Here is a 17371-nt window from a genome sequence, read left to right as displayed (position 1 = left end):
CACGGGGATCACAGGCTCTTCAAACCGGCACGGGGCCGGAGGACAGTGTTGTGGCACATGTCCGGTCCGAGGACCGGATGGCGGCGATCCTACGCTGCCCTTCAAGTTAAGGCAACACTTCACGTAATGCCATGTATGTATTTGATTTTATTGAATCAATCGTGCTGCCAGACGGATTCAATGAAATCTACGGCGTGTTTTTCGGCGATTCGGGCATAAATCCCCGGATAGCCGGCCAGCGCGCAGCCCTCGCCCCAGCTGACGATGCCGAACTGGGTCCAGCCCTCACGCAGGCGCAGCAGCAGCGGCCCGCCGGAGTCCCCCTGGCAGCTGTCGATGCCCTCGCGGCCGGCGCAGATCACCTTGCCGCGCGACAGTTCCCCGCCGTAGGCCTGCTGGCATTCATCGAATGCCACGAACGGCACCTGCACGGTCTGCAGCTGGGTCGGGTAGACCCGGCCATCGCCGATGTCGGTGTCGCCCCAGCCGATCACGGTGAATTCGCGGCCCGGCTTGAGATAACTGGCGTCGGGCCGCAGCCGCAGCGCCACCGGCTGTGCACCGTCCAGGGGGGCGTTGAGCTGGATCAGGGCCACGTCGTGCTCCAGCGAGTTGCCGCTGTTGAATGCCGGATGGACGTGGATCGCCTTGACGTTGGAGGCGCGGGGCGAGGCTTCGGTCGACAGGGCCGCCGCGTTGCCGACGATGGCGATGCCGCCCGGCGCTTCCCCCTGCATGCAGTGCGCGGCGGTCAGCACCCACGAAGGCGAGATGAGGGTGCCCCCGCAGAAGTGGCGGTCATGATCCGAATCGCCGTCGAAGATGCCCTGGATGCTGACCATGAACGGGTACTCGCCAGCCGGCGCTGCTTCACCGCCGATGATGCGCGGTGCTTCGCGCACCTGTGGCGCAGCGAAGGCGGGTACGGCGGACGCGGCCAACAACAGGCCGATGAACAAAGAGGTGCTGCGATACATATCCCTGTACTCCTCTATCAATGGTTGGAACCGGCGCGGCCGCGGTCCGTGCCGGTGCATCGATTGGGAAGCAGGGATGAAGCCTGCAGCGCGAACGCGCGCACAGTTTCGGTGCAATGCGCTGCCTGCGACAGTCGCAGGCCAACAATTGCGAACGCCATCCCGCATGGATCGGAATGGCGTTCGTGGTGCCGGCGTGACCGGCGTCAGCGGTGGGCTCAGCGTGCAGCCAGAGCCGACGCGATTTCCTGCTGGATTGCCCGCGCAGCGGCCTGCGGATCAGCCGCCAGGCGGATCGGGCGTCCGACCACGATGGCGTCGGCGCCATCGGCGAAGGCCTGGGCCACGCCAACGGTGCGCTTCTGGTCATCGCCGACCGGACCACCGGGACGGATGCCCGGACAGACGATCGAGAACCCGCTACCGGTCGCGGCACGGATCGGTGCAGCCTCCTGGCCCGAGGCGATCACGCCATCGACGCCCGCTGCCTGGGCGGCCAACGCGCGTTCGACCACCACGTCCACCGGCTCGCGGTCGACGCCCATCTGCGCCAGATCGGCGCGCCCCATCGAGGTCAGCACGGTCACCGCCAGCAGGCGCATGTCGCTGCTGTTGGCGGCCGCGCAGGCCTCCATCATCGCCGGGTGCCAGCCATGGATGGTGGCGTAGCTGACCGGCCACTGCGACAGGCGCTTGATCACCGCTGCAGCGGTCGCCGGGATGTCGAAGAACTTCAGGTCGACGAACACGCGCTTGTCGCGGCGGGCCAGCTCGTCCAGCACGTGGAAGTACTCGCCGGAGGCGAGCAGTTCCATGCCGATCTTGTAGAACGCCACGCTGTCACCAAGGCGATCGACCCAGTCCAGTGCCTGCACGCGATCAGGTACGTCCAGCGCGAAGATCAGGCGCTCATCGGCGCGCAACGGCAGCGGTGCGCGGCTCACGGGGCGTAGTCCAGGGCGGCGCGCTTGGCGTCGTGGCGGGCCTGGCGCGACTGGCTGTAGTCGTTGTTGAACTGCGCCGGCTCGAAGCCGCCGTAGGTCGGGTTCGGCAGCATCCACCAGCGCTCGCCGAACCAGTCGTGGTACTGCTGCAGCAGCGCGTCACGGCCGTCGTTGGTGTTGGCGGTCACTTCGACGAAGTCACCCAGCTGGTCGCCGAACTGCATCAGCACGCGGTACTTCTGCCCTGCCAGGCGGCGGCGGCAGTTCTTCTCGCTGCCGGCCTGCTCGCAGCCCGGCACCACCGTGCCCAGGCCAAGGAACACGCTGTCGTCGGCCACCGGCAGGCCCTGCTCGCGCAGGTTGGCCAGGGTCGCGTCCTTCAGGTGCACGGCGCGGTTGGAGATGTAGAGCAGGGTCACGCCCTTGGCATTGGCGGCCTTGGCGAAGTCGACCACGCCCGGGATCGCCTTGGCCTTCTTTTCGGCTACCCACTGGTCCCAGGTCAGTTCGTCGTATTCCTTGCCGTCGCGCACCAGGCGCGCCTGGTAGGGCGAGTTGTCCAGCACGGTCTCGTCCACGTCCAGCACCACGGCCGGCTTCAGGCCCTTGGCGTCGTTGCCGCGCTCTTCCGGCACCAGCGCATCCCAGTGGGCTTCCTTCAACGCCGCATCCAGGTGGTCGGCGGCGGCGCGGTAGGTCTGCTCGGTGATCGCCCTGTACTCCTGCGCGCGCTGCATCCACAGCACTGCGTTGAGGTTGTCGTTGGCGGTGGCATCGAGCGCGCCGTCGGCCTTGGCGGCGGCAGCGGGCGCCTGCGGGGCCGCGGCTTCGGCGGCGGGCGCCTCCACGCGCTTGCAGGCGGACAGGCCCAGCGCCGCAGTGGCGAGCAGGGTCAGGGACAGGGAAACGGGACGACGCATGGATTCACCGGCAATCAGATATACCGGCGCATTTTACCGGCAAAGCCGGCCCCGGGACGGCTATGCTTGGCGGTTGACCCGTTGCCCTTCCGGAGGCCGCCATGACCGATTCCGCCCAGACCCCTGACGTCCCCCTGCTCGACGCCGTGCAGGCCCGCCTGCTGGGCTGCCTGGTGGAGAAGGAGGCGACCACCCCGGACACCTACCCGCTGACGGTCAACGCCGCCCAATCGGCGGCCAACCAGAAGACCGCGCGCGAGCCGGTGATGAACGTGGACGCTGGTAGCGTGCAGCACGCGCTGCGCCAGCTGGAGGCGTTGGGCCTGGCCCGCCAGCACTTCTCCTCGCGCGCCGATCGCTACGAACACCGCCTGCAGGCCGCGCTGGACCTGACCCGGCAGCAGACCGTGCTGCTGGCGCTGCTGCTGCTGCGCGGTCCACAGACGCTGGGCGAGCTGGTCACGCGCAGCGAGCGCCTGCACCGCTTCGCCGACACCGACGAAGCCCGCCATGCCATCGAGCGCCTGCAGCAGCGTGCCCTGCTGGTAGTGCTGCCGCGTGCCAGTGGCCAGCGCGAAGACCGCTACATGCACCTGCTGTGCGGCGAGGTGGATGGCGCGGCGCTGGCGGCGAAGTACGCCAGCAGCAGCGGCAGCAGCGATGCGGCCGACCCGGGCCTGGCCGAGCGCGTGGCCCAGCTGGAAGCGGCCGTGGCCGAGCTGCAGGCACAGCTGGCCGAACTGCGCGTCTGAAGCAATCTACTGGGGTCGGATCCCGCAAGGCGGGCTCTGACCCCAGTGCTATCCCGGGTTGCCGGCCAGCGGCCGGCACTACCGGATGTCCTGCCGATGCAGTGCAGACCAACTGTCGGCACCCACCATGATCAAACCTCGGCCGCGCCCGGCGTGGCATACAGCCGGCTCGGGCTGTCCACGCCCGGCAGCTGGATCACCCCGCGTTCCTGCATGCCCAGGCCCAGCAGGATCTTTCCGGACACCACGTTGTCCAGGTCGGTGATGCCATACAGATCGTGCAGGCCCAGCGCTCCGCGTGCATGCGCGAACACTGCCCGCGCCGCCTCGCCGGCATAGCCCTGCCCGGCAAATTCCGAAAGCACCGCATAGCCGATATCCGGCCCCGGCAGGCCATCACGCCGCACCAGCCCGGCGTTGCCCAGCCAGGCACCATCGGACAAGCGCTCGATGGCATACATGCCGAACCCGTTCAACGCATAGCTGTGCAGCACCCGCAGCGCGATGTACTCCCGCGCCTGCGCCTCACTGCGCACATCACGGTCGCCGATGAAGCGCAGGAAACCCGGATCGTTCAACAGCGCCAGCATCGGCACCGCATCGCGATCAGGTTCGATCGCACGCAGGCGCAGGCGTTCACTTTCAATCGGATGCACGCGCAGACCTCCAATGGAAAACCGATTGTAGAGCCGTGAGCTGGGATCGGATCCCTTCCCATCGGGAAGGGGTCCGGCCCCGGTCAATCGAACAACGCCTCGATCGCCGCCAACCCGGCACTCGCCCGCTCCTTCTTCCGCGCCGCATCGGCCACCGGGTCGGCACCGTCGCGCTGGATCTCCTCGGCCGGGATCTCCTCGAAGAACCGGCTTGGCTTCAACCGCACATGTTCGCCGAACTTGCGCGTCAGCTTGCTGTAGCTCATCCACAGCTGGATCTTGGCGCGGGTAATGCCCACGTACAGCAGGCGCCGTTCTTCCTGCAGGTTGCCCTCGTCCAGGCTGACCTGGTGCGGCAGCACGCCGTCCTCGCAGCCGACGATGAACACGTACGGGAATTCCAGGCCCTTGGAAGCGTGCAGGGTCATCATGCGCACCTGGTTGCCGCCCTCGTCCTTGTCGCTGCGCGACAGCAGCGCCAGCTGGCCGGCCAGGTCGGCGGCGGTTGCACCGCGCGGGCCGCCCTCGAACCACTGCGCCAGTTCCTCGATGTTGTTTGCGCGGCGCTGGTAGCTGGCCTCTTCCTTGGCCTGCTGGCGCAGCTCGCTCAGCAACCCGGATTCCTTGGCCACCTTGCGGATCATGTCGCCGGACGTCACCTGGCGCATCTGTGCACGCAGGTCGCGCAGGATGTCGGTGAAGCGCGCCAGGCTGTTGGCCGCGCGCGGTGGGAGCTGCTGCAGGGCACCGATGGTTTCGGCCACATGCGCCATCGGCATGTCTTTCTCCTGCGCCAGTTCGGCCAGCCTGGCCAGCGTGCCGGCACCGACATCGCGCTTGGGTGACTGCACCGCACGCATGAACGCGGTGTCGTCGTCCGGGTTCACCAGCAGGCGCAGCCAGGCCAGCGTGTCCTTCACTTCCTGGCGCTCCAGGAACATGGTGCCGCCGGTCAGGTGATAGGGAATGCGCAGCAGCTGCATCGCCTTTTCCAGCGGGCGCGACTGGAAGTTGCCGCGGAACAGGATGCAGAAGTCACTCCACGGCACGTTGCGCGATTGCGCCACGAAGGCGATCTCGGCGGCGACCTTCTCCGCTTCATGTTCGCTGTTGCGGCATTCCCACACGCGGATGCGTTCGCCGTCGGCCTGGTCGCTCCACAGCTTCTTCAGGTGCTCATGCGGATTGTTGGCGATCAGCGCGTTGGCGGCGCGCAGCACGCGGTTGGAGCAGCGGTAGTTCTGCTCCAGCTTGATGATTTCCAGCGTGGGGTAATCGCGCCCCATCTGCTGCAGGTTTTCGGGATTGGCGCCGCGCCAGGCGTAGATCGACTGGTCATCGTCGCCGACGCAGGTGAAGTTGCCCTTCTCGCCGGCCAGCTGCTTGAGCAGGCGGTACTGCGCGTCGTTGGTGTCCTGGCATTCGTCCACCAGCAGGTAGCCGATGCGCTCGCGCCAGGCCAGCGCGATCTCCGGGTTCTCTTCCAGGATCTGCACCGGCAGGCGGATCAGGTCGTCGAAGTCGACCGCATTGAACGCGGTCAGCCGCAGCTGGTAGCGCTCGTAGACGCTGGCCGCTTCCTTCTCGCGGTTGCTGCGCGCGGCGGCCATCGCCTGTTCGGGCGACAGGCCAGCGTTCTTCGCGCGCGACACCAGGTTCTTCATGTCCTCGATGTCATCGGGCTTGGCGCCGTACATCAGGTCCTTGATCTGCGCGGCGGCATCGTCGGCATCGAAGATCGAGAAACCGCGCTTCAGGCCCACCGCGGCATGTTCGATCTGCAGGAACTTCAGGCCCAGCGCATGGAAGGTACAGATGGTCACCTCGTCGGCGTCCTGCTCGCGCAGGCGCTTGGCCACGCGCTCGCGCATTTCCTTGGCCGACTTGTTGGTGAAGGTGATCGCGGCGATGCGGCGGGCCGGGTAGCGGCCACAGCCGATCAGATGGGCAATCTTCTCCACGATCACGCGCGTCTTGCCGCTGCCGGCGCCGGCGAGCACCAGCAACGGGCCTTCGACGTGCAGGACCGCGGCAGCTTGGGGAGGATTCAGACCGTGCATGGGGACAGGATTGTAGCGGGGTGCCGGCAGGCCCACCTGACTTGCATGGCGCCCGCCCGTAAGGTATTGAATCGGCACCGGAACACAGGAGCGTGGTCCATGTCCCCGACTGTCATCGCCCGTCCGCTTGCGGCCGCCCTGCTCGGCCTGCTGGCCCTGCCTGCGGCCGGGTCCGGCCCGCCGCCGCGCACGGATGCCTATGAAGCGATCGTGCTGCAGTCGCACGAGTTCCTCGTCTACCATCCGGACCTGCGCTTCCGTGGGCTCGGCATGCAGGCCCGCGAACGGGGCCGCCACGAAGAAGCCCGCATCGACTTCCGCAATGCCGCGCGCTACGGCGACAAGCTGTCACAGGCAGCGCTGGCCGACATGCTCTGGAACGGGCAAGGCGGCCCGGCTGACCGCGCCCTGGGCTACGCGTGGATGGACCTGGCGGCCGAGCGCGGCACCGAGTGGCTGGTGGTGCAGCGTGAACGCTTCTGGGAGGCGCTGTCCGCCGACGAACGCGAGCGCGCGGTGCGCGAGGGCCGCGCGCTGTACGCCGAGTTCGGTGACCCCGCCGCCACACCGCGGCTGGAACGCGAACTGCGCGCCGGCAGCATGCAGCAGACCGGCAGCCGCGCCGGCTGGAGCGGCGCCATGCGCAGCCAGGGCCGCGGCGATGCCGGGCCGCGCGTGCTGCAACCGGAGAAGCACCAACTGGCTCGTTACTGGGATCCGGTGGCCTACCGGCAATGGCAGGACGAGGCGTTGGCGAAGTCGGGGCGATGACGTTGGTTTTTCCATGGCCATGGCCAGGAGGGCGATCATGAAGGCGAAACACGCTCCACTCTGCCTGTTGCTGCTTCTGTCGACGGCCGCTGCCGTCGCCGCAAAGGAATGTCCGGTTGAGGCCCCGCGACGGATTCCGCCCACCGTCCTGACCGGAGGGTTTTTCGATTCGCACCCGGACCTCTTCTGGCGAAGCATGGCCCAACGGGCCGAACAGGATAAACAGCCCGCCAGGGCCCTGGTCTACTACAAACGCTCGGCACGCTACGCCGACAAGTTCTCCCAGGCAATGGTGGCAAGGCTGTACCAGGAGGGTATCGGCACTGCGCCGGACCCGGTGATGGCCTACATCTGGATGGACCTGGCCGCCGAGCGCATGTACCACGACTTCCTGGTCCTGCGGGAACACTACTGGGCACGCCTTGATCCGCTGCAGCAGGCACAGGCGATCGAGCGCGGCCAACAGGTATACGCCGACTATGGCGACCGCGTAGCCAAGCCCCGCATGGAACGGGCGCTCAGCGACGGGCGCCGGCAGATCACCGGCAGCCGCGTCGGCTACGTGAGCTCGGCCCTGGTCGTCGTGCAGCGCCGCGGCGACGAGCAGGGCATCGCAACGCCAGGCAACATCGTCTACGACAACGACTACTGGAAGGCCGCCGACTACTGGTGCCTGCAGGACAACTACTGGCGGCCAGCGCTTGCGCCCAGCATCGAGATCGGTGCACCGCAGCAGATCCGCGACGGCGGGCCGGGGGGCGACTAGAATTGGCCGATGGCCAAGCTCTACTTCTACTATTCGGCGATGAACGCCGGCAAGACCACCACTCTGCTGCAGAGCGCACACAACTACCGCGAGCGCGGCATGCGGGTGGCGATCCTGACCCCGCGCCTGGACGACCGCGCCGGCGCCGGCGTGGTCGCCTCGCGGATCGGCCTGCGCGCCGATGGCATGGCCTTCGACCGCGATACCGACCTGCAGCGCTGGGTGGAGCAGGATCTGGCGGCCAACGGCCCGATGGGCTGCGTGCTGGTGGACGAGGCGCAGTTCCTGACCCGGGCCCAGGTCTGGCAGCTCAGCGAGGTAGTCGACCAGCTGCGAATTCCGGTGCTGTGCTACGGGTTGCGTACCGACTTCCGCGGCGAGCTGTTCGAGGGCAGCCAGTACCTGCTGGCCTGGGCCGACGAGATGCAGGAAATCAAGACCATCTGCCACAGCGGCAAGAAGGCAACGATGACGGTACGCGTGGACGAACATGGCCATGCGGTGAAGGATGGCCCGCAGGTGGAGATCGGTGGCAACGACCGCTACGTGTCGGTCAGCCGTGCCGAGTTCAAGAAGATCACCCGCGGTGAAGGGCGGATCGATCCGGCGCAGGCGCCCCTGCCGCTGTAAGGGGTGTTCTTTTGCAGGGCTTGCAGCCCTGCACCCGCGGTAGTGCCGGCCGCTGGCCGGCAACAGCAACAGCAAGAGCTGGCATTGCGTGTGATGGCGGGGCGGTGTCGGACTGCGGGGACGCTGCAAGTACGTCCCTGTAAGCTTGGCAGCCGCATCCATGCGGCTGACACCCCGCACTCCGACACCGCCCCACCTCTGACAGTTGGCCGCGGCTGTTGGTAGGTGTCGACCTTGGTCGACACATCTGTCAGATATCGAATGAAATTCCGGGGTCAGATCCGTTTTCCTTCGTAAAACGGATCTGACCCCATGAGCAATTCCGACAGATCGCGGCGATCTGTCGAAGGCGGGGTGGGTCCGGTGGCGGGAGTGTTCGCGGCATGGATGCCGCGACCAAGCCCCCAGGGAAGGGTTTACGGCGTCTCCCGCCGCCGGACCCACCCCGCCTACCCTCAGGAAACCAGCTTCTGCTTCGGCTGTTGCTGTTGCTCTGGCCTCTGCAGGTGCAGGGCTGCAAGCCCTGCAAACCCAACCCCTCTTAGTACAGCGTGCGCTCCGGCGCACCCGCCGGCGGCGGGGTGAACTGGTACAGCCAGGTTTCCGTAAGCGTCTTGCCACCACTGCGCAGGAACAGGCGGATGTCGATCTGCTCGGTACTGCCTTCCGGCGGCACCAGGTCGAACATCGCGCGATAGCCGTTGATCTCGCGCAGCGGGCGCGCCGACACGATCTCGACCCGGCCACGGCTGGCTTCCACCACCGCCTCGACCTCACCCTTGTCGATCAGGCTGGCCAGCTCGCCCCCTTCGAAGTCCACCGCGAAGCGCCAGCTGAAGTACTCGCGCTTCTTGCCGACCACACCGCCCAGGCCGGTGCGGCTGGCTACGCAGTGCGCCAGCGGCGGGCGCGCCGGCGGTTCGGCGCCCCAGTACAGGCGGTAGCCGACCAGCAGCTCCTGGCCCGGCTGCGGCTTTTCCTTCGGGTTCCAGAACGCCACGATGTTGTCGAACGTCTCGTCCACGGTGGGAATCTCCACCAGCTGCACCGAGCCCTCGCCCCATTCGCCCTTCGGCTCCACCCACAGGCACGGGCGCTTCTCGTAGAACACGCCGTCGTCCTGGTAATGGTCGAAATTGCGGTCGCGCTGCAGCAGGCCGAAGCCGCGCGGGTTGCGGTCCACGAACATGTTGAAGCGCAGGTTGCGCGGGTTCAGCAGCGGCCGCCAGATCCATTCGCCAGCGCCGGTCCACAGCGACAGGCCATCGGTATCGTGGATCTCCGGGCGCCAGTCCCATGCCATGCGGCGGTCGTTCTCGCCCACTTGGTACATGCTGGTGCACGGTGCGATGCCGAGCCGCTCGATCGGCTTGCGCGGGTACAGCGCGCTGTCGATGTCCATCAGCAGCACGTCGCCATTGGTGATCGCGAAGCGATAGGCGCCAGCCACGCTGGGTGAATCCAGCAGGCCGTAGACCACGATCGTGTCCGAATCAGCCGATGGCTGTTCCAGGTAGTAGGCGATGAAATCCGGGAATTCCTCCGGCTTGCCCATCCCGGTGTCGATCGCCAGGCCGCGCGCGGACTGGCCGTACTGGCCTTCCTTGCCTACCGCGCGGAAGTAGCTGGCGCCGAGGAAGGCGGCGAAGTCGCGGTCAGTGTCCTTGCGGGTGTTCAGGCGGAAGCCGGCGAAGCCGAGGTCGGCCGGCAGCTCGCCATCCTTGATGCCGCTCTTGCCGTAGTTGAACGCCGCGCCGTCATAGGCCAGTTCCTGCGCCTTGCCGTCGACCACGTCGAACATGCGCACCGGCGAATGGAAGTACAGGCCCAGGTGGAAGAACTTGGCCTGGAACTTGCCGGGCTGGTCGGCCCACAGCGCATGGTCCTGGCGGTAGCCGATCGACTGGTACTGGTCCCAGTCCAGTCCTTCCAGACGGCCCGGCAGCACCCGCTTGTGGCTCTTGTAGGGCGCCTGCGCCAGCGCGCGCGCCTGGCCCTTCAGGGTAGCGAAGTCGAACGGTTGCGGCTGGCCGAGGCGGCGCAGGCCCATCTGGCCGCTCCTGCTGGCCGCGCACGCGGGCAGGGACGGCAGGCCGAATGCAGCCAGGGCGAGGGAGGCATTGCGGATGAAGTCGCGTCGTTGCATGCAGGCGCGTCAGGCACAGGGAGGAAGGTCGGCCATCATAGGCAGACAAACGTTAACGGGCAGCGGAGACGCGCCCTGCCCGTTCAGCTGCCGCTGGCTGCCGGCTCAGCGCTGGCAGTGGCTGCACCAGACGCTGGCGCGCTGGCCGATGGTGGCGTGCTTCAGCGCGCGGCCACAGTTCGGGCAGGGCAGCCCGTCACGGCCGTACACCAGCAGTTCCTGTTCGAAGTAGCCCGGCGCGCCATCGGGGCTGATGAAATCGCGCAGGGTCGTGCCGCCACGGGTGATGGCATAGCCCAGGATCTCCTTCACCGCGTCGGCCAGCCGCTGGTAGCGTTCGCGCGAGATCTTCCCAGCCTCGCGCAGCGGACTGATGCCGGCCTTGAACAGGCTCTCGGCGGCGTAGATGTTGCCCACGCCCACCACCACCGCCTGGTCCATCAGGAAGGTCTTCACCGGCGCACTGCGGCCACGGCTGCGCGCAAACAGGTAGTCGCCGTCGAATCCCTCGTCCAGTGGCTCCGGGCCCAGCCCCTGCAGCAGCGGGTGGATCTCACCGGCGGGCTGCCAGAGCAGGCTGCCGAATCGGCGCGGGTCGTTGAAGCGCAGCAGGCGGCCGTTGTCCAGACTGATATCCACATGGTCGTGGGCGCGCAGCGGTGTGTCACCCGGCAGCACGCGCAGGCTGCCGGACATGCCCAGGTGCAGCACCGCGCTGCCGATGGCGGTATCCAGCAGCAGGTACTTGGCGCGGCGGCGGATGTCCTCGATGCGCTGCCCCGGCAGCAGCTCGGCCACTTCCGGTGGAATCGGCCAGCGCAGGTCGGCGCGGCGCAGGATCACGCCATGCACGCGGCGGCCCTGCAGGTGCGGCGCCAGGCCGCGGCGGGTGGTTTCGACTTCGGGCAGTTCAGGCATGCAGGGATTCTATCCCCGCTCTGCGGCCGGCACCTGGCCGTCGATGCCGGGGAATGATCCCCGGCATCGACCGGTGTCAGGCGCCCTGGCCGGCGCGCACAGGCTCCGCCGGAACCGGTGCCGCAGCGGCGGGACGGTCCGGGAACAGCGACGGCAGCGTTTCCACGAACCGGGCCAGGCACTGGTCGCTGTAGCGCTCGGCCGTCTGCTTGACCAACGCATAGTCGTCGGCCTGCCAGGCTTCCAGGGGTGCGGCCACCGGTGCGTCGACCTGGCACTGCACGCCTTCGCCACCGACCAGGCGCAACAGCTTGCGGGTATACGGGAAGCCGACGTGCTGGGTCTGGCGCAGCTCGTACTGGGTATCGGCATCGCCCAGTTCCTTGTAGATCAGGGTGAAGCCATCGGCGGTGATCTGCACCGGCCGTACCTCTGCCGGCACGGCGCCCGGATGCGCGGTGAAGTACTCGGCCAGGCGCATGCGCACCTGGTCCTGCAGGTAACCGAGGGCCGGGTTCGGAACGGTCTCCACCCGGGTTCCCTTCAGCTGGTCCTTCTTGAACGAGCTGCCGCCGAGCGTGCCGGAAAACAATGACACGGCAACCTGCGCGGCCACCAGCTTGCCGGTGGTGGAACGCTGCACCAGGCGCAGCGTCTTGTCGCCGACTGGCTGGCCATCCGCGCCCATCTGCAGCTTTACGCTCACCGGCACCCGGCTTTCCCAGGCAGGCAGCTCCGCCACGGCGGCGACAACGCCGGCATCAGCGGCGGGAACGTCTGCAGCCGTCGCCGTGTCGGACGGGGCGGTCGGGGGTGGCTCATTGGCCAGCACAGGCGAGGCGATGACGAGGCTGCCGAGCAGCGCGGCCGCCAGCAGGGGTGGGTTCGATTTCATGGGGGATCCTTGGGTCGTGTCGGGCCAGTGCAGGCGATTCCGTTCGGCATCGATCATCGCAATGGCACCGCACTCCCTTCCATGTCCTTCCCCCTACCGCGATCCATCGCGGTCGACATGCCAGATCGCCTTACCCGTGCGGATCGACCGGTACCCGGGATCGCGTCGAACCCACCATCGGCAGCACGCCGGGAATCTTTAGCGCGGAGGCGCCGCCAGTTCGCGCGCATCCAGGAAACCATCACCGTTGGCATCCTGCTTGTGGAAGCGCTGCACGATCACCTGCCGCTGCTGCTCGCGGCTGATCGCCCTGCCCTTGCCACCGGGCAGCTCCTCGGCCGTCAGCACACCATCACCGTTGCGGTCCATGCGGTCGAAGGCATACAGCATCCACTGCACGTACTCGGCCTCGCTGACCCTGCCGTCGCCATCGCTGTCCATCCGCTGCAGATAGCTGGCGGTGTCGTTGACCTGGGCCAGCGCCGCGCCCGGCAGCAGTGCCGCCAGCAGAAGCCCGTACCCTGCCCTCATGCGCCCACCAGGCTGTAGCCCTTCAAGCGTGCGGCGTAGGCCTGCAACGCCGCGATACCGCTTTCCTCGGCCTCGCGGCACCACGCCTGCAACTGGTGCAGGCGCTCGGCGGCGTCGTGGCCTCGGGCTTCCAGCAACGCCGCCAGCCGCGCGCGGTACTCGACCAGGGTGCGGATGCGCGGGCGCTGTGCCACCCATGCGCTGAGCTGGGCACGGCTGTCCGGCTTCAGCCAGCGACCATCGTTGACCAGTCCACGGCGCAGCCGGCGCGGCAGCAGGCGGCGCAGCTTGGCTCCGGCTTGGGCGGCTTCCTCGCGCAGGGCCGGCATGAACACATTGCGCTGGTAGTCGGTCATCGCCTGGAAGCGATGCGACAGCAGCGCCTTAAGGGTCTCGGCATCGGGCACGGCGATGTTCGGACGCACGTCCATGGCCGGTGCCACCCGCAGCACCTTGGCCAGGCGCAGCGCCTGCAGCAGGCGGATCGCACTCCAGCCGATGTCGAATTCCCAGCGCCGCATCGCGAAGCGCGCCGAGCTGGGGAAGGCATGGTGGTTGTTGTGCAGCTCCTCGCCACCGATCCAGAACCCCCACGGCGTGAGATTGGTGGAGGTATCGGCAGACTCGTAGTTGCGGTAGCCCCACCAGTGGCCCAGGCCGTTGACCACGCCGGCCGCCCAGAACGGGATCCATGCCATCTGGATCGCCCACAGGGCCACGCCGGGCAGGCCGAACAGCACGCTGTTGATCACCAGCAGCAGCACCGGGCCCAGCGTGGGGTGCGGGGTATACAGGTGGCGCTCGATCGCATCGTCCGGGGTACCGCGCCCGTACTGTTCGATGTCCGCGCGCATGCCGCGTGCCTCCCGGTACAGCTCCACGCCGTGCCAGAACACCCTGCCGATGCCGCGGGTGACCGGGCTGTGCGGGTCGTCCTCGGTCTCCACCTTGGCGTGGTGCTTGCGATGGATGGCCACCCACTCGCGGGTGATCATCGAGGTGGTCAGCCACAGCCAGAAACGGAACACGTGGGCAAGCGCCGGGTGGAAATCGACCCCGCGATGGGCCTGGCTGCGGTGCAGGTACAGGGTCACCGAGAAGATGGTGATCTGGGTGAAGACCAGCAGCACTGCCAGCATGGCCCACCACCCCAGGCCGAGCACACCACCGGTCAACAGGGACATCAGGGCATCAGGCATGACGGCTCTCCGGATCGACGCGGGGATGGCAGACATGATGGCCGCTTGCGTTGCAAACTGCATCCCTGCGGCGATGTATCGCATCGCCATCCGTGGCACCGTTCACAGTTGGGGACCTGAGTTGTCGAGCCTTGATCCACGCGCCAGCGCCATGACCGCCGCCCCGCCCGTCGCGGAGCTGCCCCCCTTGATCGAACTGGACCGCGCCACCGTGGTGCGCGGCCAGGTGAAGGTGCTGCACGGGCTCAGCCTGCGCATCGCGCAGGGCCAGCACACCGCCCTGCTCGGCCCCAACGGCTGCGGCAAATCCACCTTCATCAAGCTGATCACCCGCGAACTGTATCCACTGGCGCAGGGCGACGGCACGGTGGCGGTGAAGGTGCTGGGCCAGAACCGCTGGCAGGTGGACCGGCTGCGCTCGCAGCTGGGCATCGTCACCGGCGACCTCAGCAGCAACCTGGCCGACATGCCCGGCCTGACCGTGGAACAGGCGGTGCTGTCCGGCTTCTTCGCCAGCTACGTGGTGCCGGCCTTCCGCGAGGTGACCGCCGACATGCGTGCACGCGTCGGCGAAACGCTGACGATGACCGGTGCCCTGACGCTGCGCGAGCGCGCCTATGCCGAGCTGTCGGCCGGCGAGACCCGCCGCGTGCTGATCGCCCGCGCGCTGGTCAATCGACCGCAGGCACTGCTGCTGGACGAACCCTCCACCGGGCTGGACCTGGTCGCCCGCGAGCAGCTGGTGGCGACCATGCGGGTGCTGGCGCAGCAGGGCATCACCCTGGTGCTGGTGACCCACCACATCGAAGAGATCATTCCCGAGATCGAGCGCGTGGTGCTGCTGCGCGATGGTCGCGTACTGGCCGACGGCACCCGCGCCGAGCTGCTGCGCAACGAACCGCTGTCGGCGGTGTTCGGCGGCGCGATCACCGTATGCGAGCAGGAAGGCCGGCTGACCGCGTACGCGGGGTGATCGACATGCCACTGTAGAGCCGAGCCGATGCTCGGCTGCTCCTGATCACGACAAACAGCAGCCGGGCATCGGCTCGGCTCTACAGGATGCAATGCAGCGGGCCGGATATCCCGGCCCGCCACCGCCGTGCTCAGAACCGCAACGCCAGCGCGCGCGACTCGATCGGTGCCATCCGGCTCTGGTCCTGCAGCTGCAGGTCGCGCAGTTCGTACGGCGCACCGAAACCGGCCGGCAATGCGGCCTGGTCGAACGGCAGCACCAGCTGGCCTGCACCGGGGCCATCGAACCACGCCGCCGCATGTGCCTGCGCGACCGGCTTCAACTGGCCATCGCGGGCCGTGGCGTACAGCGTGCCGCGTGCTTCGTAGCGGCCAGCGGCGGCCACCTGCAGCGGCAGTGCCACCTGGCGGCTGGACGGGTCCGGTGCCGCCTGGCCACTGAAGCGCGCGGTCGGCCGTGCCACCGCGAAAGCCACCTTGCCGTCGCGCAGCACGCCATCGGCCTGGGCGAACACCTGCAGTTCCCACAGCCCCTGCACGCTGCCGAGATCGGCGGGGATGCGCACCTGCGCGCGCAGGCTGCCGTCGGTGGTGCGCAGCAGGCGCTGCGGCCAGCTGCGGCCATCCGGTGCGACCAGCAGGGCTTCACCGCCCAGGCCGCCACGGCGCGATGCCAGCTGCGCGGTGGTGGCGCCGTCTTCCAGCAGGCGTGCCTGCAGCTGCACGTTGCCACCAGCCAGCACCTGCGCCTGGTTGGCCTGCACTTCCAGCCGCAGCGGGCTGTTCGGCTCAAGCACCTGCACCACATAGCGGCCCTGCGCCTGCGTGCTCTGCAGCGTGTACGCACCGGCCGAACTGGTCGCGCCGGTGCGCAGCATGCTGCTGCCATCACTCACCGGCATGCCGGCATCCTGCAGCGCGCGCGCATCGACACTGCGGGCCACGCTGCTGCGGCCGGCCGGGTCGCGCACCTGCAGGGTGTTGGCCGGCAGCGCGCGGGCACCTGCGGCCGGGCTCAGCTGGATCACCGCATCGGGCGCCGTCAGCGGCAGGTCCAGGCCGCGTTGCAGCTGCGTGCCATCGACCTGCTGCCAGTAGCTGCGGCTGACCGAGGCATACGGCGTGGCCGCCTGCAGCGGTTGTGCCGGGTCCAGCGCCCAGGCAAAGGACAGCGGCGCGTGCTCGCTTTCATCGGCGGGCAGCGGCGCGGCCACCAGTGCGGCAGGCACCTGATCGCCCGCGCGGGCGGCCTGCAGCGGCTGCGCGGCCTGCGCTGCGGAAAGGGACAGCACGGCCAGCAAAGCACTGGCCAGCAGGGTGGAATGGTTCGTCATGGTCATCTCCCTCACTGGTTCAGGTCGTTGCGCAGCAGGGTGCCGAGGCCGAAGCACTCGCGCCGGCTCTGGTTGTGGCTGAGTGGTTCGGCGCCCTGGGTGCGTGCCTTGTCGGTGAACCAGGTGGTGCCGGCAGCCTTCTGGCTGCTGCACTCCAGGAAGCCATCGGAGCAGGACGACAGCCAGTTCTGGGTGAACTCCAGGCCGACATTGGCGGCGTAGCCACCGCAGTAGCTGTTGCTGTCCCACACCGCCGATTCCACATCGCTGCCGACCACCGCACGGAACGGTTTGGGCAGCGCCGGGCGACCGGCCGTGCCGTACAGGTTCTGCGCGTTGTAGGTGGCCATGCTCGCCACCTGCTGCTGGCGTACCGCGTCGTTCTTGTAGCCCAGCAGCCAGCCCAGCGACGTTTCGAAGGTATTGCCGTTGAGCACCGCATCGGCCAGCGGCGTGCCCGCCGAGGACGGAGCCAGTGCATTGACCTTGCGCACCGTGCGGATGATCTTCGGATAGCGGCTGTCGTAGGTCGGGTTGGACAGGATCCAGCGCATCACATTGCCGCCGTTGGAGTGGGTGATCACCACCAGCTGGGTGATGCCACGGCTGTCGATGAAGCCGGTCAGCTGGTTGGCCAGGCAACCGGCCGCTTCCGGTTTCCACATGTACTGGGTGAAGTCACAGTTGATGACGACGTAGTTGCTGCTGTTCGGCAGGCCCTGGCGCACGGTGTCGATGATCGCCGGCTGCCAGTAGTCCTGGGTGGCATTGGTCTGCGCGCCGGTGCCATGCACGAAGGCCACGCCGACCACGTCGGCGGCCTGCGCCGGGGCGGTTGCCAGCCCGAGGAGCAGGGCCAGGACGGTACTTCCTGTTGCGGTGCTGCGCATCGCTTCTCTC

At 68.0% G+C, this 17371-nt stretch carries 17 protein-coding genes; 5 read left to right on the top strand and 12 right to left on the bottom strand.

Annotated features, from left to right (window positions below; all coding sequences use genetic code 11):
* Positions 1 to 155 precede the first annotated feature (155 nt).
* The 3 genes from AC5P7F_RS12095 to AC5P7F_RS12085 form a co-directional block, all read right to left on the bottom strand.
* Positions 156 to 977 (bottom strand): trypsin-like serine protease, encoded by an 822-nt coding sequence (locus tag AC5P7F_RS12095; RefSeq protein ID WP_164077854.1) that lies wholly within the window; start codon positions 975 to 977, stop codon positions 156 to 158.
* A 218-nt stretch (positions 978 to 1195) separates the two neighbouring features.
* Complete coding sequence (pyrF, locus tag AC5P7F_RS12090; protein WP_164077855.1) at positions 1196 to 1921, bottom strand: orotidine-5'-phosphate decarboxylase; 726 nt, start codon at positions 1919 to 1921, stop codon at positions 1196 to 1198.
* Positions 1918 to 2841 (bottom strand): 5'-nucleotidase, lipoprotein e(P4) family, encoded by a 924-nt coding sequence (locus AC5P7F_RS12085; RefSeq protein WP_032962372.1) that lies wholly within the window; start codon positions 2839 to 2841, stop codon positions 1918 to 1920. The genes pyrF and AC5P7F_RS12085 overlap by 4 nt, the downstream gene beginning before the upstream one ends.
* Before the next feature lie 101 nt (positions 2842 to 2942).
* Between AC5P7F_RS12085 and AC5P7F_RS12080 the strand changes: the two genes are divergently transcribed.
* Positions 2943 to 3593: a YceH family protein gene (locus AC5P7F_RS12080; RefSeq protein WP_046427683.1), complete on the top strand. Its 651-nt coding sequence runs from the start codon at positions 2943 to 2945 to the stop codon at positions 3591 to 3593.
* A gap of 131 nt (positions 3594 to 3724) precedes the next feature.
* Here AC5P7F_RS12080 and AC5P7F_RS12075 read toward each other — a convergent pair whose 3' ends face one another.
* Both AC5P7F_RS12075 and AC5P7F_RS12070 read right to left on the bottom strand, forming a co-directional pair.
* Entirely contained in the window at positions 3725 to 4249 is a 525-nt protein-coding gene (locus tag AC5P7F_RS12075; RefSeq protein ID WP_032962369.1) for a GNAT family N-acetyltransferase, read from the bottom strand.
* Positions 4250 to 4332: 83 nt separating this feature from the next.
* Positions 4333 to 6309: a UvrD-helicase domain-containing protein gene (locus AC5P7F_RS12070; RefSeq protein WP_014645444.1), complete on the bottom strand. Its 1977-nt coding sequence runs from the start codon at positions 6307 to 6309 to the stop codon at positions 4333 to 4335.
* 99 nt (positions 6310 to 6408) lie between these two features.
* On the opposite strand from AC5P7F_RS12070, the gene AC5P7F_RS12065 reads away from it, so the two are divergent.
* From AC5P7F_RS12065 to AC5P7F_RS12055, 3 genes are all read left to right on the top strand, one after another.
* Positions 6409 to 7080, top strand: coding sequence for an SEL1-like repeat protein (locus tag AC5P7F_RS12065; RefSeq protein WP_014645443.1), 672 nt, complete (start codon positions 6409 to 6411; stop codon positions 7078 to 7080).
* A gap of 196 nt (positions 7081 to 7276) precedes the next feature.
* Positions 7277 to 7846 carry an SEL1-like repeat protein gene (locus tag AC5P7F_RS12060; RefSeq protein WP_014645442.1) on the top strand — a complete coding sequence of 190 codons (570 nt, stop codon included), beginning with the start codon at positions 7277 to 7279 and terminating at the stop codon, positions 7844 to 7846.
* A gap of 9 nt (positions 7847 to 7855) precedes the next feature.
* Positions 7856 to 8476, top strand: coding sequence for a thymidine kinase (locus AC5P7F_RS12055; RefSeq protein ID WP_014645441.1), 621 nt, complete (start codon positions 7856 to 7858; stop codon positions 8474 to 8476).
* Between the two features lie 541 nt (positions 8477 to 9017).
* Here the strand turns inward: AC5P7F_RS12055 and AC5P7F_RS12050 are convergent.
* From AC5P7F_RS12050 to AC5P7F_RS12030, 5 genes are all read right to left on the bottom strand, one after another.
* On the bottom strand, positions 9018 to 10622 hold the full coding sequence (locus tag AC5P7F_RS12050) for a glucan biosynthesis protein (protein ID WP_164077257.1): 1605 nt from the start codon (positions 10620 to 10622) through the stop codon (positions 9018 to 9020).
* Between the two features lie 105 nt (positions 10623 to 10727).
* Positions 10728 to 11540 carry a bifunctional DNA-formamidopyrimidine glycosylase/DNA-(apurinic or apyrimidinic site) lyase gene (mutM, locus tag AC5P7F_RS12045; protein WP_014645439.1) on the bottom strand — a complete coding sequence of 271 codons (813 nt, stop codon included), beginning with the start codon at positions 11538 to 11540 and terminating at the stop codon, positions 10728 to 10730.
* Between the two features lie 76 nt (positions 11541 to 11616).
* Positions 11617 to 12435, bottom strand: coding sequence for a hypothetical protein (locus AC5P7F_RS12040; RefSeq protein WP_164077258.1), 819 nt, complete (start codon positions 12433 to 12435; stop codon positions 11617 to 11619).
* 198 nt (positions 12436 to 12633) lie between these two features.
* Positions 12634 to 12966, bottom strand: coding sequence for an EF-hand domain-containing protein (locus AC5P7F_RS12035; protein WP_164077259.1), 333 nt, complete (start codon positions 12964 to 12966; stop codon positions 12634 to 12636).
* Positions 12963 to 14165, bottom strand: coding sequence for a DesA family fatty acid desaturase (locus AC5P7F_RS12030; RefSeq protein WP_164077260.1), 1203 nt, complete (start codon positions 14163 to 14165; stop codon positions 12963 to 12965). The genes AC5P7F_RS12035 and AC5P7F_RS12030 overlap by 4 nt, the downstream gene beginning before the upstream one ends.
* Before the next feature lie 151 nt (positions 14166 to 14316).
* Between AC5P7F_RS12030 and AC5P7F_RS12025 the strand changes: the two genes are divergently transcribed.
* Positions 14317 to 15138: an ABC transporter ATP-binding protein gene (locus AC5P7F_RS12025; protein WP_164077261.1), complete on the top strand. Its 822-nt coding sequence runs from the start codon at positions 14317 to 14319 to the stop codon at positions 15136 to 15138.
* Positions 15139 to 15268: 130 nt separating this feature from the next.
* Here AC5P7F_RS12025 and AC5P7F_RS12020 read toward each other — a convergent pair whose 3' ends face one another.
* Together AC5P7F_RS12020 and AC5P7F_RS12015 are read right to left on the bottom strand one after the other, a co-directional pair.
* Positions 15269 to 16471 carry a DUF4785 domain-containing protein gene (locus AC5P7F_RS12020; protein WP_046427650.1) on the bottom strand — a complete coding sequence of 401 codons (1203 nt, stop codon included), beginning with the start codon at positions 16469 to 16471 and terminating at the stop codon, positions 15269 to 15271.
* Positions 16472 to 16482: 11 nt separating this feature from the next.
* Entirely contained in the window at positions 16483 to 17361 is an 879-nt protein-coding gene (locus AC5P7F_RS12015; RefSeq protein WP_032962353.1) for a hypothetical protein, read from the bottom strand.
* Positions 17362 to 17371: the final 10 nt, after the last annotated feature.

Source organism: Stenotrophomonas sp. YJH_SMC_105-26 (assembly GCF_059368915.1).
The sequence above is the reverse complement of the archived record's forward strand: the minus strand, read 5'-3'. Positions and strand labels throughout refer to the sequence as shown.

What these genes read in the sequence shown, in the direction of transcription:
- AC5P7F_RS12095 (WP_164077854.1), bottom strand. Translation starts at nt 977, where the DNA reads ATGTATCGCAGCACCTCTTTGTTCATCGGCCTGTTGTTGGCCGCGTCC.
- AC5P7F_RS12085 (WP_032962372.1), bottom strand. Translation starts at nt 2,841, where the DNA reads ATGCGTCGTCCCGTTTCCCTGTCCCTGACCCTGCTCGCCACTGCGGCG.
- AC5P7F_RS12080 (WP_046427683.1), top strand. Translation starts at nt 2,943, where the DNA reads ATGACCGATTCCGCCCAGACCCCTGACGTCCCCCTGCTCGACGCCGTG.
- AC5P7F_RS12070 (WP_014645444.1), bottom strand. Translation starts at nt 6,309, where the DNA reads ATGCACGGTCTGAATCCTCCCCAAGCTGCCGCGGTCCTGCACGTCGAA.
- AC5P7F_RS12065 (WP_014645443.1), top strand. Translation starts at nt 6,409, where the DNA reads ATGTCCCCGACTGTCATCGCCCGTCCGCTTGCGGCCGCCCTGCTCGGC.
- AC5P7F_RS12060 (WP_014645442.1), top strand. Translation starts at nt 7,277, where the DNA reads ATGGCCCAACGGGCCGAACAGGATAAACAGCCCGCCAGGGCCCTGGTC.
- AC5P7F_RS12055 (WP_014645441.1), top strand. Translation starts at nt 7,856, where the DNA reads ATGGCCAAGCTCTACTTCTACTATTCGGCGATGAACGCCGGCAAGACC.
- AC5P7F_RS12050 (WP_164077257.1), bottom strand. Translation starts at nt 10,622, where the DNA reads ATGCAACGACGCGACTTCATCCGCAATGCCTCCCTCGCCCTGGCTGCA.
- mutM (WP_014645439.1), bottom strand. Translation starts at nt 11,540, where the DNA reads ATGCCTGAACTGCCCGAAGTCGAAACCACCCGCCGCGGCCTGGCGCCG.
- AC5P7F_RS12040 (WP_164077258.1), bottom strand. Translation starts at nt 12,435, where the DNA reads ATGAAATCGAACCCACCCCTGCTGGCGGCCGCGCTGCTCGGCAGCCTC.
- AC5P7F_RS12035 (WP_164077259.1), bottom strand. Translation starts at nt 12,966, where the DNA reads ATGAGGGCAGGGTACGGGCTTCTGCTGGCGGCACTGCTGCCGGGCGCG.
- AC5P7F_RS12030 (WP_164077260.1), bottom strand. Translation starts at nt 14,165, where the DNA reads ATGCCTGATGCCCTGATGTCCCTGTTGACCGGTGGTGTGCTCGGCCTG.
- AC5P7F_RS12025 (WP_164077261.1), top strand. Translation starts at nt 14,317, where the DNA reads ATGACCGCCGCCCCGCCCGTCGCGGAGCTGCCCCCCTTGATCGAACTG.
- AC5P7F_RS12020 (WP_046427650.1), bottom strand. Translation starts at nt 16,471, where the DNA reads ATGACGAACCATTCCACCCTGCTGGCCAGTGCTTTGCTGGCCGTGCTG.
- AC5P7F_RS12015 (WP_032962353.1), bottom strand. Translation starts at nt 17,361, where the DNA reads ATGCGCAGCACCGCAACAGGAAGTACCGTCCTGGCCCTGCTCCTCGGG.